This window comes from Pseudoalteromonas sp. 1CM17D (assembly GCF_023161805.1).
Classification (GTDB): Bacteria; Pseudomonadota; Gammaproteobacteria; order Enterobacterales; family Alteromonadaceae; genus Pseudoalteromonas; species Pseudoalteromonas atlantica.
In genome coordinates, this window is sequence record NZ_JALNTP010000009.1 from 23,445 (window position 1) to 41,892 (window position 18,448).

An 18,448-nucleotide genomic window follows, 5' to 3' on the forward strand; every position below is an offset into this window, starting at 1 on the left:
AACAAATAGCCACAATTAACCACTACTCGCTCAATAATTTAGCCCTTAAATTACTTTTATTTAGCTCGTTAGCGGCTCACAAGGCAGCGTAATAATAAATTTAGCACCGCCTTGCTCGCGGTTCTGTGCGCTTAGCGTGCCATTAAGCGCGCTAATAATTTGCTTAGAAATACACAAGCCAAGCCCTAGCCCATCAACCGATTTAGTACTGTAAAAAGGCTCAAAAATAGTGTCTATATCGTGCACTTCTATACCCGGACCGGTATCTTCAATACATAGTTGCACACTATTATTTAGATAATTGGCACTGATACTCAGCTCGCGAGTAATACACCCTTGCATTGCTTGGCTGGCATTCGATATTAAGTTAACTAACACTTCTTCAAGGGCCGCTTTATCTGCTAACACGTTTAATTGGCTGTCAATTTTAGGCGGTAAAACACTTATATTGTCCTGCTTTAGCTGGTTTTTATTAATCTCAAGTGCCTTGACTACTGATTCACTTAATGGCACTTCGCTAATAATCGTTTTTGCAGAATCAGAAAAATAATTTAGCTGTGCAACTATCTTATGCACTCTTGCTACTAAGGCTTCAACAAACTGTAAATTTTCGTTTAGGGCTTCAAACTTTCCTTTAGCTAGCAAGCGTTTAGCACTGGCTAAGTAAGTATTAATGGTATTAAGCGGGTGATTAATTTCGTGGTTAAAGCCCATGCTAAGCTGGCCAATTGTTGCAAGCTTAGTTGATTGTACAAGCGCATCTTGCTGTGCTTTAAAAGCATTAGTACGTGCACTAATTTCCTGACTGACACTGTGATGGGAATAAACCAGCTTTTTAACGCCAACAAAGCGCCTTAAAACAACATACCCTAGGGCAATAATAAGCGCATAAATTACCACAAAGCCAAATAACGCCGGTAATTGGGCAATATTAGCATTAGATACATTTACTAATACGGTAACCGATGCGTTCAAAAAGCGTAATTTTTGCTCTACCGATAAATAGTTATGCTCATCAATTGTGCTAAACAGTAACCTTTGTGATGTGTAATTTGAATGGGCAATCAGCTTAGGTTGATAATCTAAATACGCACGACGCTGAGCGATGTCTCGACGATGAGTAATATCGAGTGTAGAAAACGTATTCAGGCGCCAATTTTCCATATCTGAAATAGCAATCACGCTATCTTCTAGCTGCACATAAAAGTGGCTGCCCTTGGCGGTATTTAAAAGCTCACGGTCACTTTCAAATTTGTTCACATTGACTTTTAAAACAACAACCCCTACCGCTTGATTATTGTTATAAATGGCTTGTGAAAAATAGATGCCACGCTCTTTTGTACGCATACCTACGGCAAAATACGCTACTTTCTCCCCTGCAAATGCGCGCTTAAAATACGGTCTAAACGACAGATCGCTGCCTAAAAAGTTATGATCGGCCTGCCAGTTACTGCTTGCAATCACAGCGCCTTGTTCATCAAGAATATAAATATCTGAGGCACCACTGGCTTGTTGTATATCAGCTAAGTAGTTATTAATCTTTTTTTCGTTATTTTGCGCCGCACCTAAAAAATCAATAACCTCATTGTTATAGGTAAGAAGCTGAGGAATTTTTGAAAAACGCGCAAGCTCAGCATCAATATAATGCTTTAACTGAGTTGCTTGCTGGGCTGCTTTTTGCTCGGCCTGATTATAATAATGAGTTCGGCCATAGCAAAACACGACCGACAATAGCACTATCAGTACAACAAAAGATAAAAGAAGTTTTTTAGAAAAGGAGAACATGCCCTAGCTCACAACAAAATAGCTATAAAATTTAAGGGCGCTAGTTTAACGGGTTATGGGCGCTAACAACAGAAACTTTGTGTTAACAAATACAATAAATCTTAATTTATTTATAAACTGCTGCAAGTCTGTACTGACTCGCAACAGTAAACATCATTAGCGGTACTAAAATTACGAGTTAGTGGCTAATTGAGGCTTATTTTTAGCGTACTTGTATAAGCCGATCAGTGAAGCTGCAATCCAGAAAATCTCAATTACAAAGCTTGCAAGGTTAAAGTTGTAACACAAACTGATTAACAGCAAAATTGCCCCTGTTAAATTCATTATGTTGTACAATAACCCCGTAGGGGATGCTTTATTAAGTTGTAATAAAAAGAATGCACCAACAACTAAGAAAGTACCCGCCATACCTACAATATCAAATAACAGTGCTATCACACGTTTATCCTTTGCTTAAAAAACCCAACTAACTGGCCCTATCCTTGGGGAGGGTGTTTTTCAATCATTGAAACAGCAAAACCGGGCGAGTATATCAGGCTTGTTTATTGGTACAAGGTCAATTGTCCGCCTTACTAAGCAGAAAATCTAAGCTTTTGTAGTTATTACATTTTTAAACGTATTGGGTTATTTAAAGGTAACTTTACCGCCAATTATTTTATAAGCTGGCGTACCGCGTATGATTGCTGGGCGCGCAAATGGGCGCTCGCATTGGGGACAAATACACGGTGTAGTTGTGTAATCTTGGGTTATTCGCTCTATAAAACACTTTACTAAAGCGCCTTTGCCACCTTTTCTATATTTAAACAGCGCCGCTTTGCAAGCAGAGCAAAAAATATCGACTGTTTTAGTCGGCCCTTTTTTATTTGGCTTAGCCATACACTCCTTAACATACCTACGTAGATACAAAGCAGGCATTTTAGCAGTTAATAAATAAAAACGTTACAGAAGCTAGCCTAATAAGCGGTGGAGAAAACGCAGGGGATTAAATAATAGGTACGATATAAAACGCCATAAAAGCGTTTCGCTAATCTCTAAAAAACAAACGGTTTAATTGCGCTGATAACACATTCATATTAAATGGTTTAATAATAAACCCCGACACTTTTGCTTTGATAACTTGTTTTACTGTATCAGCGTTATCTTCGCACGTGACCATAATAACAGGTAAATCGACTAAGGCTTGGTCGTGGCGTATATTATCAAGCAAGTTTACACCGTCTACTTTAGGCATGTGTAGGTCGGTTATTACTAAATCAAACTTTTGCTGACGCAGTATTTTTAACGCCTGTTGGCCGTCAGTTGCCTCTACAACATTTTTGTAATCAAGCTGCCTTAGCATGTTAATTAATACGTGGCGCATAAGTGGCATATCATCAACGACTAATATTTTCATATTTATCTTTATTGTATTTTAGCGCTTAAAGGTGGCGCCTTATTTAGCGTATTTAGGGCCATACACCTATAATAAAACCCATTAATGTAAATTGTAATGTGTAATACCCTGCATTAATTATAAATAACTTGATTGGCCGCTGCTCATAAATGTAACTGAGCCCCAGCGAGCTACCTACCCAAAACAAACCGATGGCAAAACCTGTAAAGGCGCCCTCTCCCATTCCGGCCTCTTTACCTAAAAATAATGAAAGCACCACCGCCGACAAAAGTGCAAGTACCATACTGCCGCCAAAAATTAACGCCGGTTTTGCTGTTTGTAAATCAAGCTCCGTAAGGCCTGTACACTCTAACCAGGCATTTTTAAAAAAAGCGTTTGAATACCAAATACCGCCAAGCATAAAAGAGGAAAGCGCCGCCACAAGCACGGCAAAAAAATTAACATCAGTAAAATTCATACATACTGCCATAATGCATAGTGTACAAGGGTATTTTGACTGTAGTTAAAAATACCCTAAGCAGCAAATTATCGCCTTTAAAATTTGCGGTTTAGGGCGTGTTGGTTTTTGTGGAGGTTTTTAAAAATCGCCATAGGTGGCACGCGTTTGTGCCTTTAAATCGGTTGGCGAAAGCGCTACCTCAAGCCCTCGCTTACCTGCACTTACATACACTGTTTTAAAGGCCATAGCGCTTGAATGAATAAAAGTGGTTAGGCGCTTTTTTTGCCCAAGCGGGCTAACCCCTCCCAAGATATACCCTGTAGCGGCTTGTACCTTTGGCGCGCTTGCCATTGCGACCTTTTTAGCGTGACTCAGTTTGGCCAATTGCTTTAAATTTACTTGCTGGGATACCGGTGTAATGGCAACAATTAACTGCCCTTCATTGGTTTCAAGCACGAGGGTTTTAAATACCTGCTCACTGTTAAGGTTTAATTTTTCAACGGCTTCTTGGCCATAACGCGTTGTATTAGCATCGTGTTGATAACTGAGTACATCGTGAGGCACATTTTGTTTTTTCAGTAATTCTATTGCCGGGGTCATACAATTTAGCCACATCATTTTAAGCGCATTATTAATCTACAATAAGGGTTAATCATTTTGAAGAGTAACTTAATAGCAGATACGTAAAAAGCCTTTTATTGACGAGGGTATAGGTACAAAGGGTAAAGCAATGTGGGTCAATTGCCTAAGGCAACAAAATAGCTCAGTGAATTAATCGATTGAGTATACGCACTTTATAATATTGCTAAGTCGTGCCCAGTAAAATGGTTAAATCACATGAATTTGAGCCAAAAAAAACGGTGCATCAAGCACCGTTTTTTTTAGTTTTTACGATAACTAATTACTTAGTTAAATCGTCAAAAAACTTTTTAACGCCGTCAAAAAAGCCTTGCTCTTTAGGACGGTTTTTTGAGCTATCTTTGCCCATGCTCTCGTCTAACTCTTTAAGTAACTCGCGTTGACGCTCGTTTAAGTTAACTGGCGTTTCAATCACTACTTTACAAATTAAGTCACCTTGAGCACCACTACGAACCGATTTAACACCTTTGCCACGCATACGGAACATTTTGCCCGTTTGTGTTTCAGACGGTATTTTAAGTTTTGCACGGCCATCAAGCGTAGGCACTTCAATTTCGCCACCTAAACCTGCGGTAGTAAAGCTAATTGGCACTTCGCAGTACAAGTTATTCGCATCGCGTACAAAAATTGGGTGTTCGCGTACAGATACTTGCACGTATAAGTCGCCAGCTGGCGCTCCGTGCATACCCGCTTCGCCTTCACCGGTTAAACGAATACGATCGCCTGTATCAACGCCTGCTGGAATTTTAACTGACAACGTTTTCGTTTTCTCAACACGCCCTTGTCCGTGACACTTATCACATGGGTCTGAAATAATCTGACCTTGTCCCTGACACGTAGGACACGTTTGTTGAACAGCAAAGAAACCTTGGCGCATCTGCACTTGGCCAGCACCATGACACGTAGTACATGTTTTAGGCTTAGAGCCCGCTTTTGCACCACTGCCATCACATGGCTTACAGCTAACCCACGTAGGTACTTTTATTTCTACTTCTTTACCACGAACCGCTTCTTCTAAGCTTAGGTCCATGTTGTAACGTAAATCTGATCCACGTTGTTGACGCGATTGACGACGGCCACCACCGCCACCAAAAATGTCACCGAACACATCACCAAAAATATCACCAAAATCGCCTTGACCACCACCGCCAAAGCCACCGTGACCGCCGCCACCGCCTTGTTCAAAGGCAGCATGGCCGTATTGGTCATACATTTGACGTTTTTGATCGTCGGTTAAAATCTCGTAAGCTTCTTTTACTTCTTTAAATTTAGTTTCGAGATCTTTATCACCGGCGGTACGATCTGGGTGATATTTCATCGCTAAGCGTTTATACGCTTTTTTTATGTCTCTCTCGCTTGCATCTTTGCTTACGCCGAGAACTTCGTAATAATCGCGTTTTGACATATCTATCACACTACTCTTTTCTATTTGCAGCTAGGCTGCGGGATAAACCGATAAATCACATCGATTTATCATGAAAATTTTAAACCTTAAATACATACAAAAGGCGCGACAAGCTGTAGCCTGCGCGCCTCAAAAGTTCATCCTACCCTAAAAACTTGAGCAAATCATGTTGTTTAGGCTAGTTAGAAGCTTAGCTGACAATTACTTGTCGTCTTTTACTTCTTCAAACTCAGCATCAACTACATCGTCGTCTTGCTTAGCAGACTGTTGTGGTTGCTCGCCTGCATCTGCGCCACCTTGTTGCGCTTTAGCTTGAGCGATTTCCATTAGCTTTTGAGACTTTTCAGCAAGTGCTTGCGTTTTAGCTTCAATTTCTGCTTTGTCATCGCTCTTAATAGCTGCTTCAAGGTCAACAACAGCTGCTTCAATTGCATCTTTGTCTTCACTTGGTAGTGCATCGCCAGCTTCTTCAATTTGCTTGCGAGTACCGTGTACCATTGCATCAGCTTGGTTACGAGTTGCTACTAGCTCTTCAAACTTTTTATCTTCTTCAGCGTTAGCTTCTGCATCACGAACCATTTTTTCTACTTCTTCATCGCTTAAGCCTGAAGACGCTTGAATCGTGATTTTTTGCTCTTTACCTGTATCTTTATCTTTCGCTGATACATGTAAGATACCATCCGCATCTACATCGAAAGTTACTTCGATTTGTGGAGTACCACGTTGTGCTGGACGAATACCTTCTAAGTTAAATTGACCTAGAGATTTGTTGTCGCTAGCACGCTTACGCTCACCTTGTAGTACGTGAATCGTAACGGCAGATTGGTTATCTTCTGCTGTAGAGAACGTTTGCGACTTCTTAGTAGGAATCGTTGTATTTTTCTCAATTAGCGCGGTCATTACTGAGCCCATTGTCTCAATACCTAGCGATAATGGAGACACGTCTAGTAATAGTACGTCTTTAACGTCACCTGCTAATACACCACCTTGAATTGCCGCGCCTACTGCTACAGCTTCATCAGGGTTGACATCTTTACGTGGCTCTTTACCAAAGAACTCAGCAACTGTTTTTTGTACTAGTGGCATACGTGTTTGACCACCTACTAAAATGATATCGTTAATATCATTTACAGATAAATCAGCATCCGCTAGAGCACGTTTAAGTGGCTCAATTGACTTAGTTACTAAGTCTTCAACTAATGACTCAAGTTTAGCACGCGTTAGTTTAACGTTCATGTGCTTAGGACCTGATGCATCGGCAGTCACGTACGGAAGGTTAACTTCTGTAGATTGTGCAGATGATAGTTCGATTTTCGCTTTTTCAGCCGCTTCTTTAACACGTTGCATAGCAAGCGGATCGTTTTGTAAATCGATACCTTGGTCTTTCTTGAACTCAGCTACTAAGTAGTTGATTACGCGGTTATCGAAATCTTCACCACCTAAGTGAGTGTCACCGTTTGTAGCAAGTACTTCAAATGTGTGCTCGCCTTCAACTTCATCAATTTCAATGATTGATAAATCGAAAGTACCACCACCTAAATCGTATACTGCAACAACGTTTTCACCTTTGTTTTTGTCCATGCCGTAAGCAAGGGCAGCAGCTGTTGGCTCATTGATGATACGTTTAACTTCAAGACCCGCAATACGACCAGCATCTTTTGTTGCTTGGCGTTGTGAATCGTTAAAGTATGCAGGTACTGTGATTACAGCTTCAGTTACTTCTTCACCTAAGAAGTCTTCTGCTGTTTTCTTCATTTTTTTAAGTACTTCTGCAGAAATTTGTGGTGCAGCGCGTTTTTCACCGCCCGCTTCAACCCATGCATCGCCGTTATCAGCTTTGATGATTTTGAACGGCATAATACCGATATCGCGTTGTACTTCTTCGTCTTCAAAACGACGACCAATTAAACGCTTAATTGCAAATAACGTGTTAGTTGGGTTAGTAACCGCTTGACGCTTAGCAGGTTGACCTACTAGCGTCTCACCGTCTTGCGTGTAAGCAATAATAGACGGGGTTGTGCGATCGCCTTCCGCATTTTCAATAACACGTGCTTTATCACCATCAAGTACTGCAACACAAGAGTTTGTAGTACCTAAATCGATTCCAATAATTTTACCCATGAATCTTCTCCAACTTCAAATTCGTTAATACGTTCGATGACTAGTAAATAGGGATGCCACAAAGTTAATTCAACTGTAAAAATGAAAAAAAATTCATTTTTTGTAATTTATTTAACAAAAAACCTTAATAAAAGTAGGGTTTGATGTTTTTTACGCCAAATACACCTATTCAACACAACTAGTCTGACCAGTTGTTATGTGCTATATATGTCTGATAATGATAATTTCAAGGATATTAACGATGCATTTTGATGACTTATTAAAACAAGCCTCTGCTATTTCAAACTCTTCTTCCGCTTCGCTTGCCAATAACAGCAATACAATGGAGTTTCCTGCTAATTGGTGCCAAGGTAGAACCGCTTTTGGTGGCCTTTCTGCTGCACTACTTTATCAAGCAATCAGAAAACACATTGACCCAAGTAGACGATTACTGTCTTTAAGCACTAATTTTGTTGGGCCGCTGCTTGCCGACACGCCTTTTTCATTGTCAGTTGAAATTTTACGCCAAGGTAAAAGCAGTACTCAGGTATTAGCTAAAGTGATTCAGAGTGAACAAGTGTGCGTTATTGTCCAAGCGTGTTTTGCTATTGATAGGCAATCGGGTGTTAATGTACCGGTTAGTAAAGAAATGGGATTAAAGCCTGTGGATGCACGTCATACATTGCCGTTTATTGAAGGGCAAATGCCTGAGTTTTTTCAGCATGTTGATTTATGTCCGCAACAAGGCGCTATGCCTTTTAGCGCTGCAGAGACCTCGCATTTAGGCGGCTGGATGCGCTTTAAACATACCCCAGAGGCAATTACCGAAGCACATATAATAGCCCTTACCGATGCATGGCCTCCTACATTATTACAAATGTTTAAACAGCCGGCTCCAGCAAGTAGCATGTCGTGGTATTTAGAATTTGTGCAAGAGCCAACGCTTACACCCGGTGAATGGTTAGGCTTTGAAGCAATTACACATCATGCTAAAGGGGGTTATGGCTTAGAAGATGGCTGTATTTGGTCGCAATCGGGGGAGCTAATTGCTTTGACACGTCAAACCGTTGCTTTGTTTGATTAAGTACCGCTTAGCTTACTAATGAGCTTAGTGGTAACCACTCATTATTTGTTGATATTTTCCCTTTGCTTTTATAGTTAGCAGGCCTTTATCAAATGTTTTTTGCAGCACTGCGTTGTTAAAATAAGCAGGGCGTGGGGCTTTTGGAAAAATTGGGTGAATATTAACGGGTAATGAGTGCGTATAGTCATTGTTATAGTAATGAAATATGCGCTCATCGAGGATAATTACATCCACCCAGTCTTTCATTAGCCTATCGACTTGCGCACGCTGATTGACTACTTCTTCATAACTTGCAAACTGAGCAACCCCTTTTGCAAATGGGGGCGGTAAATAAGCTGTCGCATGTTGAAATCCTAATACACTTTTATTGTTTAGCTCTTTTATAGTCTCAATAGTAAAGTTGCGCTTTTTAAGTGATACCGCCACATTTTTATAACTCAATACTGGCTGACTAGGGTAAATACCTGCGCCGCGCTTTCCTGCGTAATTAAGCAGTATATCCACATTACCGCTATGTAGTTGCTGCTCGGCGCGCTTGTTAGACATGTAAATAACCACAATATTATCTAAGCCTTGCTCAATAAGTGCCGCTTTAATTATATTAAGTTGTATACCCGTATCTGTTTTTTCTATTACATAGGGAGGAATAGTCGCACTGGCAGCAATCACAATTGGCTGTTTTTGCCAAGCGGCAGACACTGGCGGGCTTATAAAAAAACAGCTAATAAAGCAAAGTAATAACAGCCTCACATCTATCCTTAACATATTGTTATTGCGCTTAATGATGAATCGCGTTGTATTAATAACTTAAATATAGCAAAATTGCGTAAACATTCTTCTTTGATGGTTATAACTTGCAAACAATTTGCCCGTGCTGCGACCTAATAATTGATATACCCGCAATAGCCGATAAGCAAATGGCAGTGTGCCCGCATTGTCACCATAAGTTGTGCGAAGGCGATGTAAACAACGACAGTAAAGTGGTTGCGCTAAGTATTGGCTCATTACTAATGCTATTAAGCAGCATGTTTTACCCGTTTATTTCTTTTAGTAGCAGCGGCATAACGCAAACCATCACCCTGCCCGATGCTGCCCGAATTTTATTTAATTACGACAGTGAGTTACTTGGCTTATTTATTGATTTAAGCATTATTGCGCTGCCAATGAGCTTACTGATCATTCTTATTCCTATGCATCTTGGGCTTTTGCAATCCTTGCCTGAGGCCATCGCTAGGCGATTGCTCAAGTTTACCTTGGCCCTTGAGCCGTGGATCATGTCTGAAATATTTTTAATTGGCGTGTTAGTAAGCATGGTTAAAATTATGTCGCTTGCCGACATTAGTTTTGGCACCAGCTTTTGGGCATATATTGGCTTTGTTATTATGTATATTGCGGCGCTTGCCCATTTAAATAAGCCGCGCTTATGGGCACATATTAAACCAGCAACAACACTTGAAGACGCAGCACATGCCAAGCGCGCTATTGATCAAAACATTAAAGCTTGCCACGTATGCCATCAACTGTGTAAAAGTAGTGTTTGCCCGCGTTGTCACACTCAAACCCATGTAAGAAACCCCAACAGTGTTCAAAAAGCAACGGCTTGGTTAGTGACCTCTGTGCTGTGTTACATACCTGCAAATCTATTACCAATAATGCACACCACCAGCCTGGGTGATGTGTCACCGTCAACCTTAATTGGCGGCGTACTGACACTTTGGAAAAGTGGCTCCTACCCCATTGCTGCCATTATATTTTTGGCCAGCGTAGTGGTGCCACTGGCCAAAGCCTTTGTGCTGAGTTTTTTATGCATTATGGTGGCAAAACCTGCTAACAAGCACACAAAAGGCTATACTAAAATTTATCAACTTACTGAATTTATTGGCAAATGGTCAATGATCGATGTATTTGTTGTTGCTATACTCGTTGCCTTAGTGCAACTAGGCAACTTAATGTCAATTACCCCAGGGCTAGGCATTGTATTTTTTACTGTTATGGTAATATGCCAAATGATGGCTGCACATGCGTTTGATCCGCGCTTGTTGTGGGATACACCAAAAAACAAACATTCAGAGAATAAAGCATGACCGAAACGGCTAATGTAACAACAAAACCAAAAATTTCTGCTATTTGGATTATTCCACTGATAGCCTTATTAGTTGGTATATGGATGTTGTATCAATACCAAGCAAATGTAGGCCCTACTATTTATATAAAAATGCCCCACGCAGAGGGCATTATTGCAGGTAAAACAGAAATAAAAGTGCGCAGTGTTAAAATTGGTCAAATTGATGCTATACGCCTTTCTGACTCGCAAGATAGCGTTATTGCCCGCGCACAAATAGACAAAAACTATAATGAGCTCCTCACCGACGATGCCAAAATTTGGGTTGTTAAACCTCGTATAGACGAAACTGGCATTAGTGGTATGAGTACGCTTTTGTCGGGTGTTTATTTAGAGTTTTCACCGGGGGAGAGTAAAAAACTAAAAGAGCGTTTTGTATTACAAGATGAGCCAGCCCTTATTGGTAAAGATGTAAAAGGTGGGCGTTTTCAGTTACTCAGCTACAACGCTGAAGTACTGGAGGTAAGCACTGGGATATTTTTTAAAAACTATAAAATAGGCCAAATAGAAACCGCTACTTTTGACTGGAAAAACCAAGCAATGAAGTACGGTATTTTTATTAACGAACCGTATCAAAACCTCATAACATTAAACTCTATATTTTGGGTTAATGCCGGCATTGAAATAGATTTGTCGGCCGATGGTATTAATATAAGTACCGGCTCATTAAGTAAACTCCTCAAAGGCGGTATTTCGGTTGGCTTACCAGAGCAACAAGCCCCAGGCGACTTAGCCCAAGACGGCCACAACTTTTCGCTAAGCCAAAGCTACAAAGAAGCACTAGAAGAGCGCTTTTACGACTTTGATTACTACATTATTGATTTTGAACAATCTATACGTGGCCTAAGACCCGGCGCACCTGTGGAATATCGCGGCACCCGAATTGGTACCGTGGTAGAAGCCCCCGCTAACGTTATTGTTAATGGCAAACCTGCACATTTTAAAAACCATAATACGGCGGTACCGGTACTGATTAAAATAGAGTATGGCCGTTTATATCACGATAGCGCAGCGGCCAAAGAGTTTTGGCAAAGTAGCCTAACCGGCTGGATAAAAAATGGTATGCGCGCTTCTTTAAAACCCGGCAACCTTTTAACTGGTGCAGTGTATGTAGATTTTGATATATACCCCGACGCACCAAAAGCGCATTTAGCAAAGCTCGCCCAGTATGATGTATTTCCGAGTATTTCTAGCGGCATTACGGTGCTTGCCGATCAGGTCTCGGATGTGCTTAACAAGGTAAACGATTTAAAAATTGAAGACAGCCTAGCGCAAATGCAGGCTACATTTAGCGACTACCAAGCGCTTGCTAACGAAATGCGTGCGTTATTAAGCCAAAAAGATACCCAAAACTTACCCGGCGACTTTAACCGTAACTTTGATAAAATGACCAAAAGTATGGAGCAGTTTGAAGTGACCATGCGTCAATTTGATAAAACCATGGCAAGTTATCAGGCCGGCTCTGAGTTTCATCATCAATTACAGCAAACCTTGCTTGAATTTAAACGCTTAAGTGAAGAAATTCAGCCGCTTACACGGGGTTTAAACGAACAACCTAATATGTTTATTTTTGATAAAGCACTCCCTGCTGATCCACAACCAAGGAAGCAATAATGAAACACTTATTTTTAGCCATAACCGTGTTAATTACCCTTGCAGGGTGCAGTGCGTCAATTCAAACCGCAACGCAGTATTATCAGTTTGAACAACCCATTGCTTCATCATCACGCCATGTAAAAGAAACTGATGCCCAATTAAGAGTGCAAACCGTGGCCCTTAGAGGCGCTTTAAATAATTTGGGCATAGCAATGAAAATTGATAGCAACCAAATTCATGCAGCAAATTACAACCTATGGGGTGAATCGCCCGATGTGATGCTCACCGCTACAGCGCAACAAACCCTTTTTAATGCAATGCCTAATTGGATGGTTATTAAGGGCTTACCGGTAATTACCGAGCTTGATCAGCAAACATTTTACGAGCTTGAATATGAAGTGCACCACTTTAATGGTGATATGCAAGGCAACGCTGATATTTCTGGCCTGTGGCGCTTATATTACACCCACCCAGAAACCGGCCGACGCCTGATTAGTGTGCATAATTTTTCGCATGTAGTTCCAATAGAAGATGATGGTTACGATGGCTTAGTGGCTACCCTTGAGCAAACTTGGCAAAACATAAACCTAAGCGTAGCAAAAGCCATAGAGCAAGCGCGACTTTAATAACCATATAATTACGGCGGTTTTATCATTATTAATAACCGTTTTGCCTACCCTATTAAAACCTAACTTTAATAATACACACTGAGATGCGGTATTATTAGCTGCGCAGATAGCACTGACCTGTTTTATCCCAAGTGTGTTCCTATTTTGTAATAGCGCTTTGGCCGCTTCAAAGATATAACCGTTTTTCTCATAACGGGTTAACAAGGCAAAACCTAAATCTGGCAGTTGCAGTACGTCGCGTTTATAAAAACCCACAACTCCTACTACTTCACCATTGTGTAAAGTAATAATATAAGGGCCAAACCCTTGGTGTTTATGGGATGCCCTAAACGATTGCTCAATGTAGCGCTTGGCATCGCTGTGCGTATAAATGGCTTTATCGCCAATATATTTTATAAAATTTGGCTGATTCACCAAAGTAAGTAACATGGCTGCATCGTGCTCATTTGCATAGCGCAATAATAAACGTTGGGTTTTAAATACGGCCTCCACATTATCTCCTATAAAAAGTTATTTTGTACGTAAATTTTTATTGACTGAAATACAAAACCGGATTATTTTTGCGCCGATGTTTTTACAGGCACAACAATAGCGGCATGTTTCTCTTGCACCGTCTGGCGCCAAAGCCAACGCGTTTCCCTTTCGCTATTAATTTAACATAACAGCAAAGCACCCTACGCGGCAAAAGCAGTGACTTGGCACGTAATAACTATTACCTGCTTTGTTTTTGTTAAGCAATTTATTATTTAAATATGCTTTTAATTTTGTGAATCTTTAAATGCTTGAACCTTCTGCATTAAGTTTACTGCCACCAGAGGTGGTTGTGGTATTGGCTGTTGTTTTACGCCGCCCTATTTTATCTTTACTTATTGGCGCTTTAGTCGGCCTAGTAATAGCCGACCCAGCTCAGGTGCTTGCTAACTTTGCCAGCACATCACTTAAAGTAATGACCGACGAAACCATAGGTTGGTTAATACTCGTGTGTGGAGGCTTTGGCGCTTTAATCGCTTTATTAGTGCGCACTGGCGGTGCGTCGGCGTTTGGCAAATTAGCGCTAAAATACACTAAAGGTAAACGCTCTTCTTTATTTATGACCTTTTGTTTAGGTGTGGTTATTTTTATTGATGACTATTTAAATGCGCTTACCGTTGGTGAAACGATGAAACGCATTACCGATAAATTTAAAGTTAGCCGAGAAATGCTCGCCTACGTTGTAGATTCAACAGCGGCACCTATTTGCGTACTTGTCCCTTTATCGACTTGGGCGGTATTTTTTGGCGGCTTGTTAGTCGATAACGGCATTGCCGAGGAAGGCAAAGGCATTGCGGTTTATATTCAAGCCATTCCTTATATGTTTTACGCCTGGTTTGCAGTATTGGTGGTTTTGTTAGTGGTACTGGGTGTAATACCTGCTATTGGGCCTATGAAAAAAGCCGAAAGGTTAGCACACGTTGAGCAGGCCACTGTAGACCCTGCGCAATTTAGTGATATTCAAACAGCCGACGAATACGCTGTAAAAGCAGTAGAAGAAAGCTTTGAAGATGCCGACCCTAAAGGAAAATTGCACAACTTTTTACTGCCTATAATTTTACTAGTAGCCTTTACAGTTTACTTTGAAATAGATGTATATAAAGGCTTATTGGCAACTATGGCGGTAACGCTTCCTTTTTATGCACTACAAAAATTAATGAGCTTTAGCGAAATGATAGAGCGCATGCTTGATGGCTTTAAAAGCATGATACCGGCTATTGGCACTGTAATAGCGGCATTTATATTTAAAGATGTGTGCGACTTAATTAGCTTACCGCAGTTTGTGATCGGTAGTTTGAGCCCGTACATGACTGCCCAATACTTACCGGCGGTGGTATTTATTGCTATGGCAGTGTTAGCGTTTGCTACAGGCTCTAGTTGGGGTATTTTTGCTGTGTCGATCCCAATAGTTATGCCACTGGCAACTGCCGTTGACGCTAATATTCCACTGGTTATTGGCGCGTTGTTATCGGCCTCATCATTTGGTAGCCAAGCCTGTTTTTACTCAGACTCTACCGTACTTGCAGCACAAGGCTCTGGCTGTAATTTAATGAGCCATGCAATAACGCAACTGCCTTATACATTAATTGCCGCGGCACTTGCCGTTGTCGGCTTTATTGTTATGGCATAAATTAAGTTAATACAAATAAAAAACCCCAATGTAGTACTACACTGGGGTGTTTTACCAATCCACAATAATACTTAATTAAGCGGATTGGTATTCTTTTAGCTGTATAAATATATATAGCTTATTTTTGTAATTTAATACCATTGTAATAGGTTTCAAGCGATTGAATTTTGGTTTGATTTGGTAAATCAGCAAAGTCGCTTTCTACAAACTTAGTACCACGTAACTGCACATTTAAACGTGCGGCTTGTGGGTTTAGCATAGTTTGTTTGTAGTACTGCTTAATATCCTCAAGCGTTACTTTTTCAACTTCATCAATTAGCTTTTGCTTAGAGTCAAAGTTAAAGTTTTCACGATACCAATCAGTAATAAGTGGCCCCATTTCATCGCTTAAGTTTTTAGGCTGCTCTTTTAGTGATACAAGCGTGGCATTTTTAAGTTGAGCAAAAGTATCTAAGCTCATATTATCAAGCTCTACCGCGTACTCTTTTTTGAATTGATCAAAACGTGCCTGTATTTCTTTTGGCCCTTTAACAGGTGTTTGAATAAACAAGCCAATTGCCGAGTATTCCTCTATTGGGCGAGCCAGCGCACCTACAGCGTATGCAAGCTGCTCTTCGGTACGCATTTTATCAAATGCAATGGTTCTAAAGTGGCTTTGTAACACCGCGGCTTGCGCTTTTTGTTTATACCCTGGCACTGGGTGAACAGTCATATCAACTACTGCCACATCGGCAACATCAATATCTTTTTGCAATACTCGCGTTTCGCCTGGCTGTGGTAACCATGCTTTACTGCGCGCAAACTCACTCGATGTATGATTGCTTGGTAAAGTGGCACTTAACTCAGTGGCTATCGATTCTATATCTTGTTGGTTGTAATTACCGTAGCTAAATACACGTAAATCGTTGGTGGCAAATGTGGCTGTTTTTAGCTTGTTTAAATCGGCAACGCTTAACGATTCTGCCGCTTTTATCAGTGCCTCTGTATCAAAGCTGCCAGTGCGGATAAGTTTTGAGTAGGCGCCAAATGCTTGTGCATACGGAAATTGCTTTTGCTGATTTAACAAGCCACGTTTGTAGCGATCAATGGCTTGGGTAAAGGCTTGTGCAGTTACGTCGGCTTTTAACCCGCTTAGCGCTTGTTTTAAAAGTACATCTTGCTTATCGGTAAAGCCACTCATTGATAAAACTAAACCATTACTTGGCGCAAGGTTTACACTCATACCGGCAATGGCGGCTTCGGTGCTTAGTTGGCTTTGTTGAATGTTATATAAGTCGGCCCATACTGAGTAAAGTACTTCAGCATTAATATCATTTAAGCCTGGTTGGGTATTAATATATACCTCAACCAACCCCTTTGGCTGGGCAGCAAATTTTTGGCTTGCTTGGCGCCATACTTTTACGCCGTTTTTATCGTAAGCCAGTTCAGGGTGTTTCTGCTCTTTAAACTCAGCTGTTTTAATCGCGAAGCTTTCAGGTAGTAAGTTATTTACACTTGGTAAAGCAAGCTTAAACTCGCTTGATGTTTTCCAACTGGCAATTTCGGCATCGCTAATATCTTCTATGCGGTATTTACCATCATAAAAATGCAGTTGCGAGTCGGTTTCTTCTTGTTGCGAAATGTACCAAACGCGCAGCGTATCAGCATTTAATTGCTTAAGTACTTCGTTTATCGCCTCTGCGTCAAATTTGGCATAATAGTAAGGCGCATCAATGGCATGATTTAATGGGTAATCTTGCATGCTACCAGTAAGCGCGCTGACATAGCTAAACTCATCGCCTTTTTCTAAAAACTTAAATTGATTGCTAAGTGATGTACGAATTTCATTAAAGTACTTAGCATCTACACCTTCTTTTTTAATCAGTTCAATGTATTGCATAATAGTTGCGACAATTGTTTCGCGGTTTTTCATGCCTTCATCGGTTAATTCAAGCGAAATATTAAGCGCGCCATAATTGCCGTACTGACTAGGAGAAGGAGACGCTGTTAATTGCGATACCCAGCCTTTGTCGCGTAGTAATTGTGCCGGGCTACCTGGCATCTCATTACTTAATAAATAACTGACATAACGGTTAGGTTTAACCGCAAAGTCGCTGCTGTTGTTATTAATAGTAAACTCAAGTTGCAGCTGTTTTACGTCTTCATTAGGTGAGTAATATACTTTTTTGCCACCGGCTTTATCAAAATCAAGCTCTGCAGTAACGGTTGGCTTTTCAATGTGTTTATTTTTGATATCGGCAAAATAAGTTTTTGCTTTTTGCTCCATTTGCTCAATTGGCAAGTTTGAAATAAGCGCCACTTTCATGATATTAGATGAATAGTATTTATTGTAAAAGTCGACCGTTTCTTTGTGTAATTGGCTGCCTTCTTTGTCTCCTAGCGTTTCTAGGTTACCAATTAAAAAGCGATTTGCCGGGTGATCACCCATCATTTTACGGGCAAGTTTAAACTGGCCAAAAAAGTCCATTTCGCGGCGCATTGACCACTCGGCATTTACAGCGTTTTTTTCTTTATCTGCATATTCTGGGTACAGCTTAGGGGCTTTAAAAAAATCAGCAAAACGGTCTAGCGCTTCATCAAAGGCATCGTTATTAATTTTAAACATGTAGTTGGTAATATCGAGCCAGGTATACGCATTATTTACCCCGCCATTTTTGGTCATAAAGTCAGAGTAGCCTTTTGTATCGGGGTAGCGCTCTGTGCCTAAAAAAAGCATATGCTCTAAGTAATGTGCCATACCCTGCTGCATCATAGGGTCGTGTAGTAAGCCTACGCCTACACTTAGCGATGCTGCTGATTTTTCAGCGCTTGGATCAGAGACTAAAATGACTTCTATTTCGTTTTCGAGGGTAAGGGTTTTATATTCGCGCGAATCATTTGGGCTTACAACTAATGTGTCTGAGAGTAAGGAGCTTTGCGAAGAACTAGCAACCGATGAGGTAGATGATGTATTAGTACAGCCACTTAAAACTGCTAAAGCGATGACGCTAAAACCAAGAATTTTTTTCATTTTGTTTTTCCATTAAAATTGCGCTTAGGATGCGCTCAAAACAACGTAATAGAGCTAAATTAACACTAACAATTAAGGGTTTACC

The 18,448-nt window shown here is 40.7% G+C and carries 16 protein-coding genes; 5 read left to right on the forward strand and 11 right to left on the reverse strand.

Annotated elements, in window-relative coordinates; translation table 11 throughout:
- Positions 1–60 precede the first annotated feature (60 nt).
- From MSC25_RS15250 to dnaK, 8 genes are all read right to left on the reverse strand, one after another.
- A complete protein-coding gene (locus tag MSC25_RS15250) occupies positions 61–1,785 on the reverse strand; it encodes an ATP-binding protein (RefSeq protein WP_248443889.1) in 1,725 nt (574 codons plus the stop codon).
- 171 nt (positions 1,786–1,956) lie between these two features.
- A complete protein-coding gene (locus MSC25_RS15255) occupies positions 1,957–2,223 on the reverse strand; it encodes a hypothetical protein (protein ID WP_004588716.1) in 267 nt (88 codons plus the stop codon).
- 186 nt (positions 2,224–2,409) lie between these two features.
- Positions 2,410–2,661, reverse strand: coding sequence for a hypothetical protein (locus MSC25_RS15260; protein WP_004588717.1), 252 nt, complete (start codon positions 2,659–2,661; stop codon positions 2,410–2,412).
- A 148-nt stretch (positions 2,662–2,809) separates the two neighbouring features.
- Positions 2,810–3,178, reverse strand: coding sequence for a response regulator (locus MSC25_RS15265; protein ID WP_024031358.1), 369 nt, complete (start codon positions 3,176–3,178; stop codon positions 2,810–2,812).
- Between the two features lie 52 nt (positions 3,179–3,230).
- Positions 3,231–3,635, reverse strand: coding sequence for a DUF1761 domain-containing protein (locus MSC25_RS15270; protein WP_004588719.1), 405 nt, complete (start codon positions 3,633–3,635; stop codon positions 3,231–3,233).
- A 120-nt stretch (positions 3,636–3,755) separates the two neighbouring features.
- On the reverse strand, positions 3,756–4,217 hold the full coding sequence (gene ybaK / locus MSC25_RS15275) for a Cys-tRNA(Pro) deacylase (RefSeq protein WP_248443890.1): 462 nt from the start codon (positions 4,215–4,217) through the stop codon (positions 3,756–3,758).
- A gap of 301 nt (positions 4,218–4,518) precedes the next feature.
- Positions 4,519–5,661: a molecular chaperone DnaJ gene (dnaJ, locus tag MSC25_RS15280; RefSeq protein ID WP_024031901.1), complete on the reverse strand. Its 1,143-nt coding sequence runs from the start codon at positions 5,659–5,661 to the stop codon at positions 4,519–4,521.
- Between the two features lie 201 nt (positions 5,662–5,862).
- Positions 5,863–7,782, reverse strand: a complete 1,920-nt coding sequence (dnaK, locus tag MSC25_RS15285; protein ID WP_024031902.1) for a molecular chaperone DnaK — start codon at positions 7,780–7,782, stop codon at positions 5,863–5,865.
- A 241-nt stretch (positions 7,783–8,023) separates the two neighbouring features.
- Here dnaK and MSC25_RS15290 point away from each other — a divergent pair, with 241 nt between their 5' ends.
- The gene (locus MSC25_RS15290; protein WP_248443891.1) at positions 8,024–8,845 is read left to right on the forward strand and encodes a thioesterase family protein; all 822 of its coding nucleotides are present in this window, start codon (positions 8,024–8,026) and stop codon (positions 8,843–8,845) included.
- Positions 8,846–8,869: 24 nt separating this feature from the next.
- On the opposite strand, the gene MSC25_RS15295 is transcribed toward MSC25_RS15290, so the two are convergent.
- Positions 8,870–9,595 carry a transporter substrate-binding domain-containing protein gene (locus MSC25_RS15295; RefSeq protein ID WP_096042910.1) on the reverse strand — a complete coding sequence of 242 codons (726 nt, stop codon included), beginning with the start codon at positions 9,593–9,595 and terminating at the stop codon, positions 8,870–8,872.
- Between the two features lie 167 nt (positions 9,596–9,762).
- Between MSC25_RS15295 and MSC25_RS15300 the strand changes: the two genes are divergently transcribed.
- The 3 genes from MSC25_RS15300 to MSC25_RS15310 are packed head-to-tail and all read left to right on the forward strand — an operon-like array spanning position 9,763 to position 13,189.
- Positions 9,763–10,929 (forward strand): paraquat-inducible protein A, encoded by a 1,167-nt coding sequence (locus MSC25_RS15300; protein ID WP_248443958.1) that lies wholly within the window; start codon positions 9,763–9,765, stop codon positions 10,927–10,929.
- Entirely contained in the window at positions 10,926–12,581 is a 1,656-nt protein-coding gene (pqiB, locus tag MSC25_RS15305; protein WP_029771939.1) for an intermembrane transport protein PqiB, read from the forward strand. The genes MSC25_RS15300 and pqiB overlap by 4 nt, the downstream gene beginning before the upstream one ends.
- Complete coding sequence (locus MSC25_RS15310; protein ID WP_024031907.1) at positions 12,581–13,189, forward strand: PqiC family protein; 609 nt, start codon at positions 12,581–12,583, stop codon at positions 13,187–13,189. Before pqiB ends, MSC25_RS15310 begins: the two co-directional genes overlap by 1 nt.
- On the opposite strand, the gene MSC25_RS15315 is transcribed toward MSC25_RS15310, so the two are convergent.
- Positions 13,151–13,684, reverse strand: a complete 534-nt coding sequence (locus MSC25_RS15315) for a GNAT family N-acetyltransferase (protein ID WP_248443892.1) — start codon at positions 13,682–13,684, stop codon at positions 13,151–13,153. The genes MSC25_RS15310 and MSC25_RS15315 overlap by 39 nt on opposite strands.
- Positions 13,685–13,970: 286 nt before the next feature.
- Here MSC25_RS15315 and MSC25_RS15320 point away from each other — a divergent pair, with 286 nt between their 5' ends.
- Complete coding sequence (locus MSC25_RS15320; RefSeq protein WP_248443893.1) at positions 13,971–15,353, forward strand: Na+/H+ antiporter NhaC family protein; 1,383 nt, start codon at positions 13,971–13,973, stop codon at positions 15,351–15,353.
- Positions 15,354–15,471: 118 nt separating this feature from the next.
- On the opposite strand, the gene MSC25_RS15325 is transcribed toward MSC25_RS15320, so the two are convergent.
- On the reverse strand, positions 15,472–18,363 hold the full coding sequence (locus MSC25_RS15325) for an insulinase family protein (RefSeq protein ID WP_248443894.1): 2,892 nt from the start codon (positions 18,361–18,363) through the stop codon (positions 15,472–15,474).
- Between the last annotated feature and the right edge of the window lie 85 nt (positions 18,364–18,448).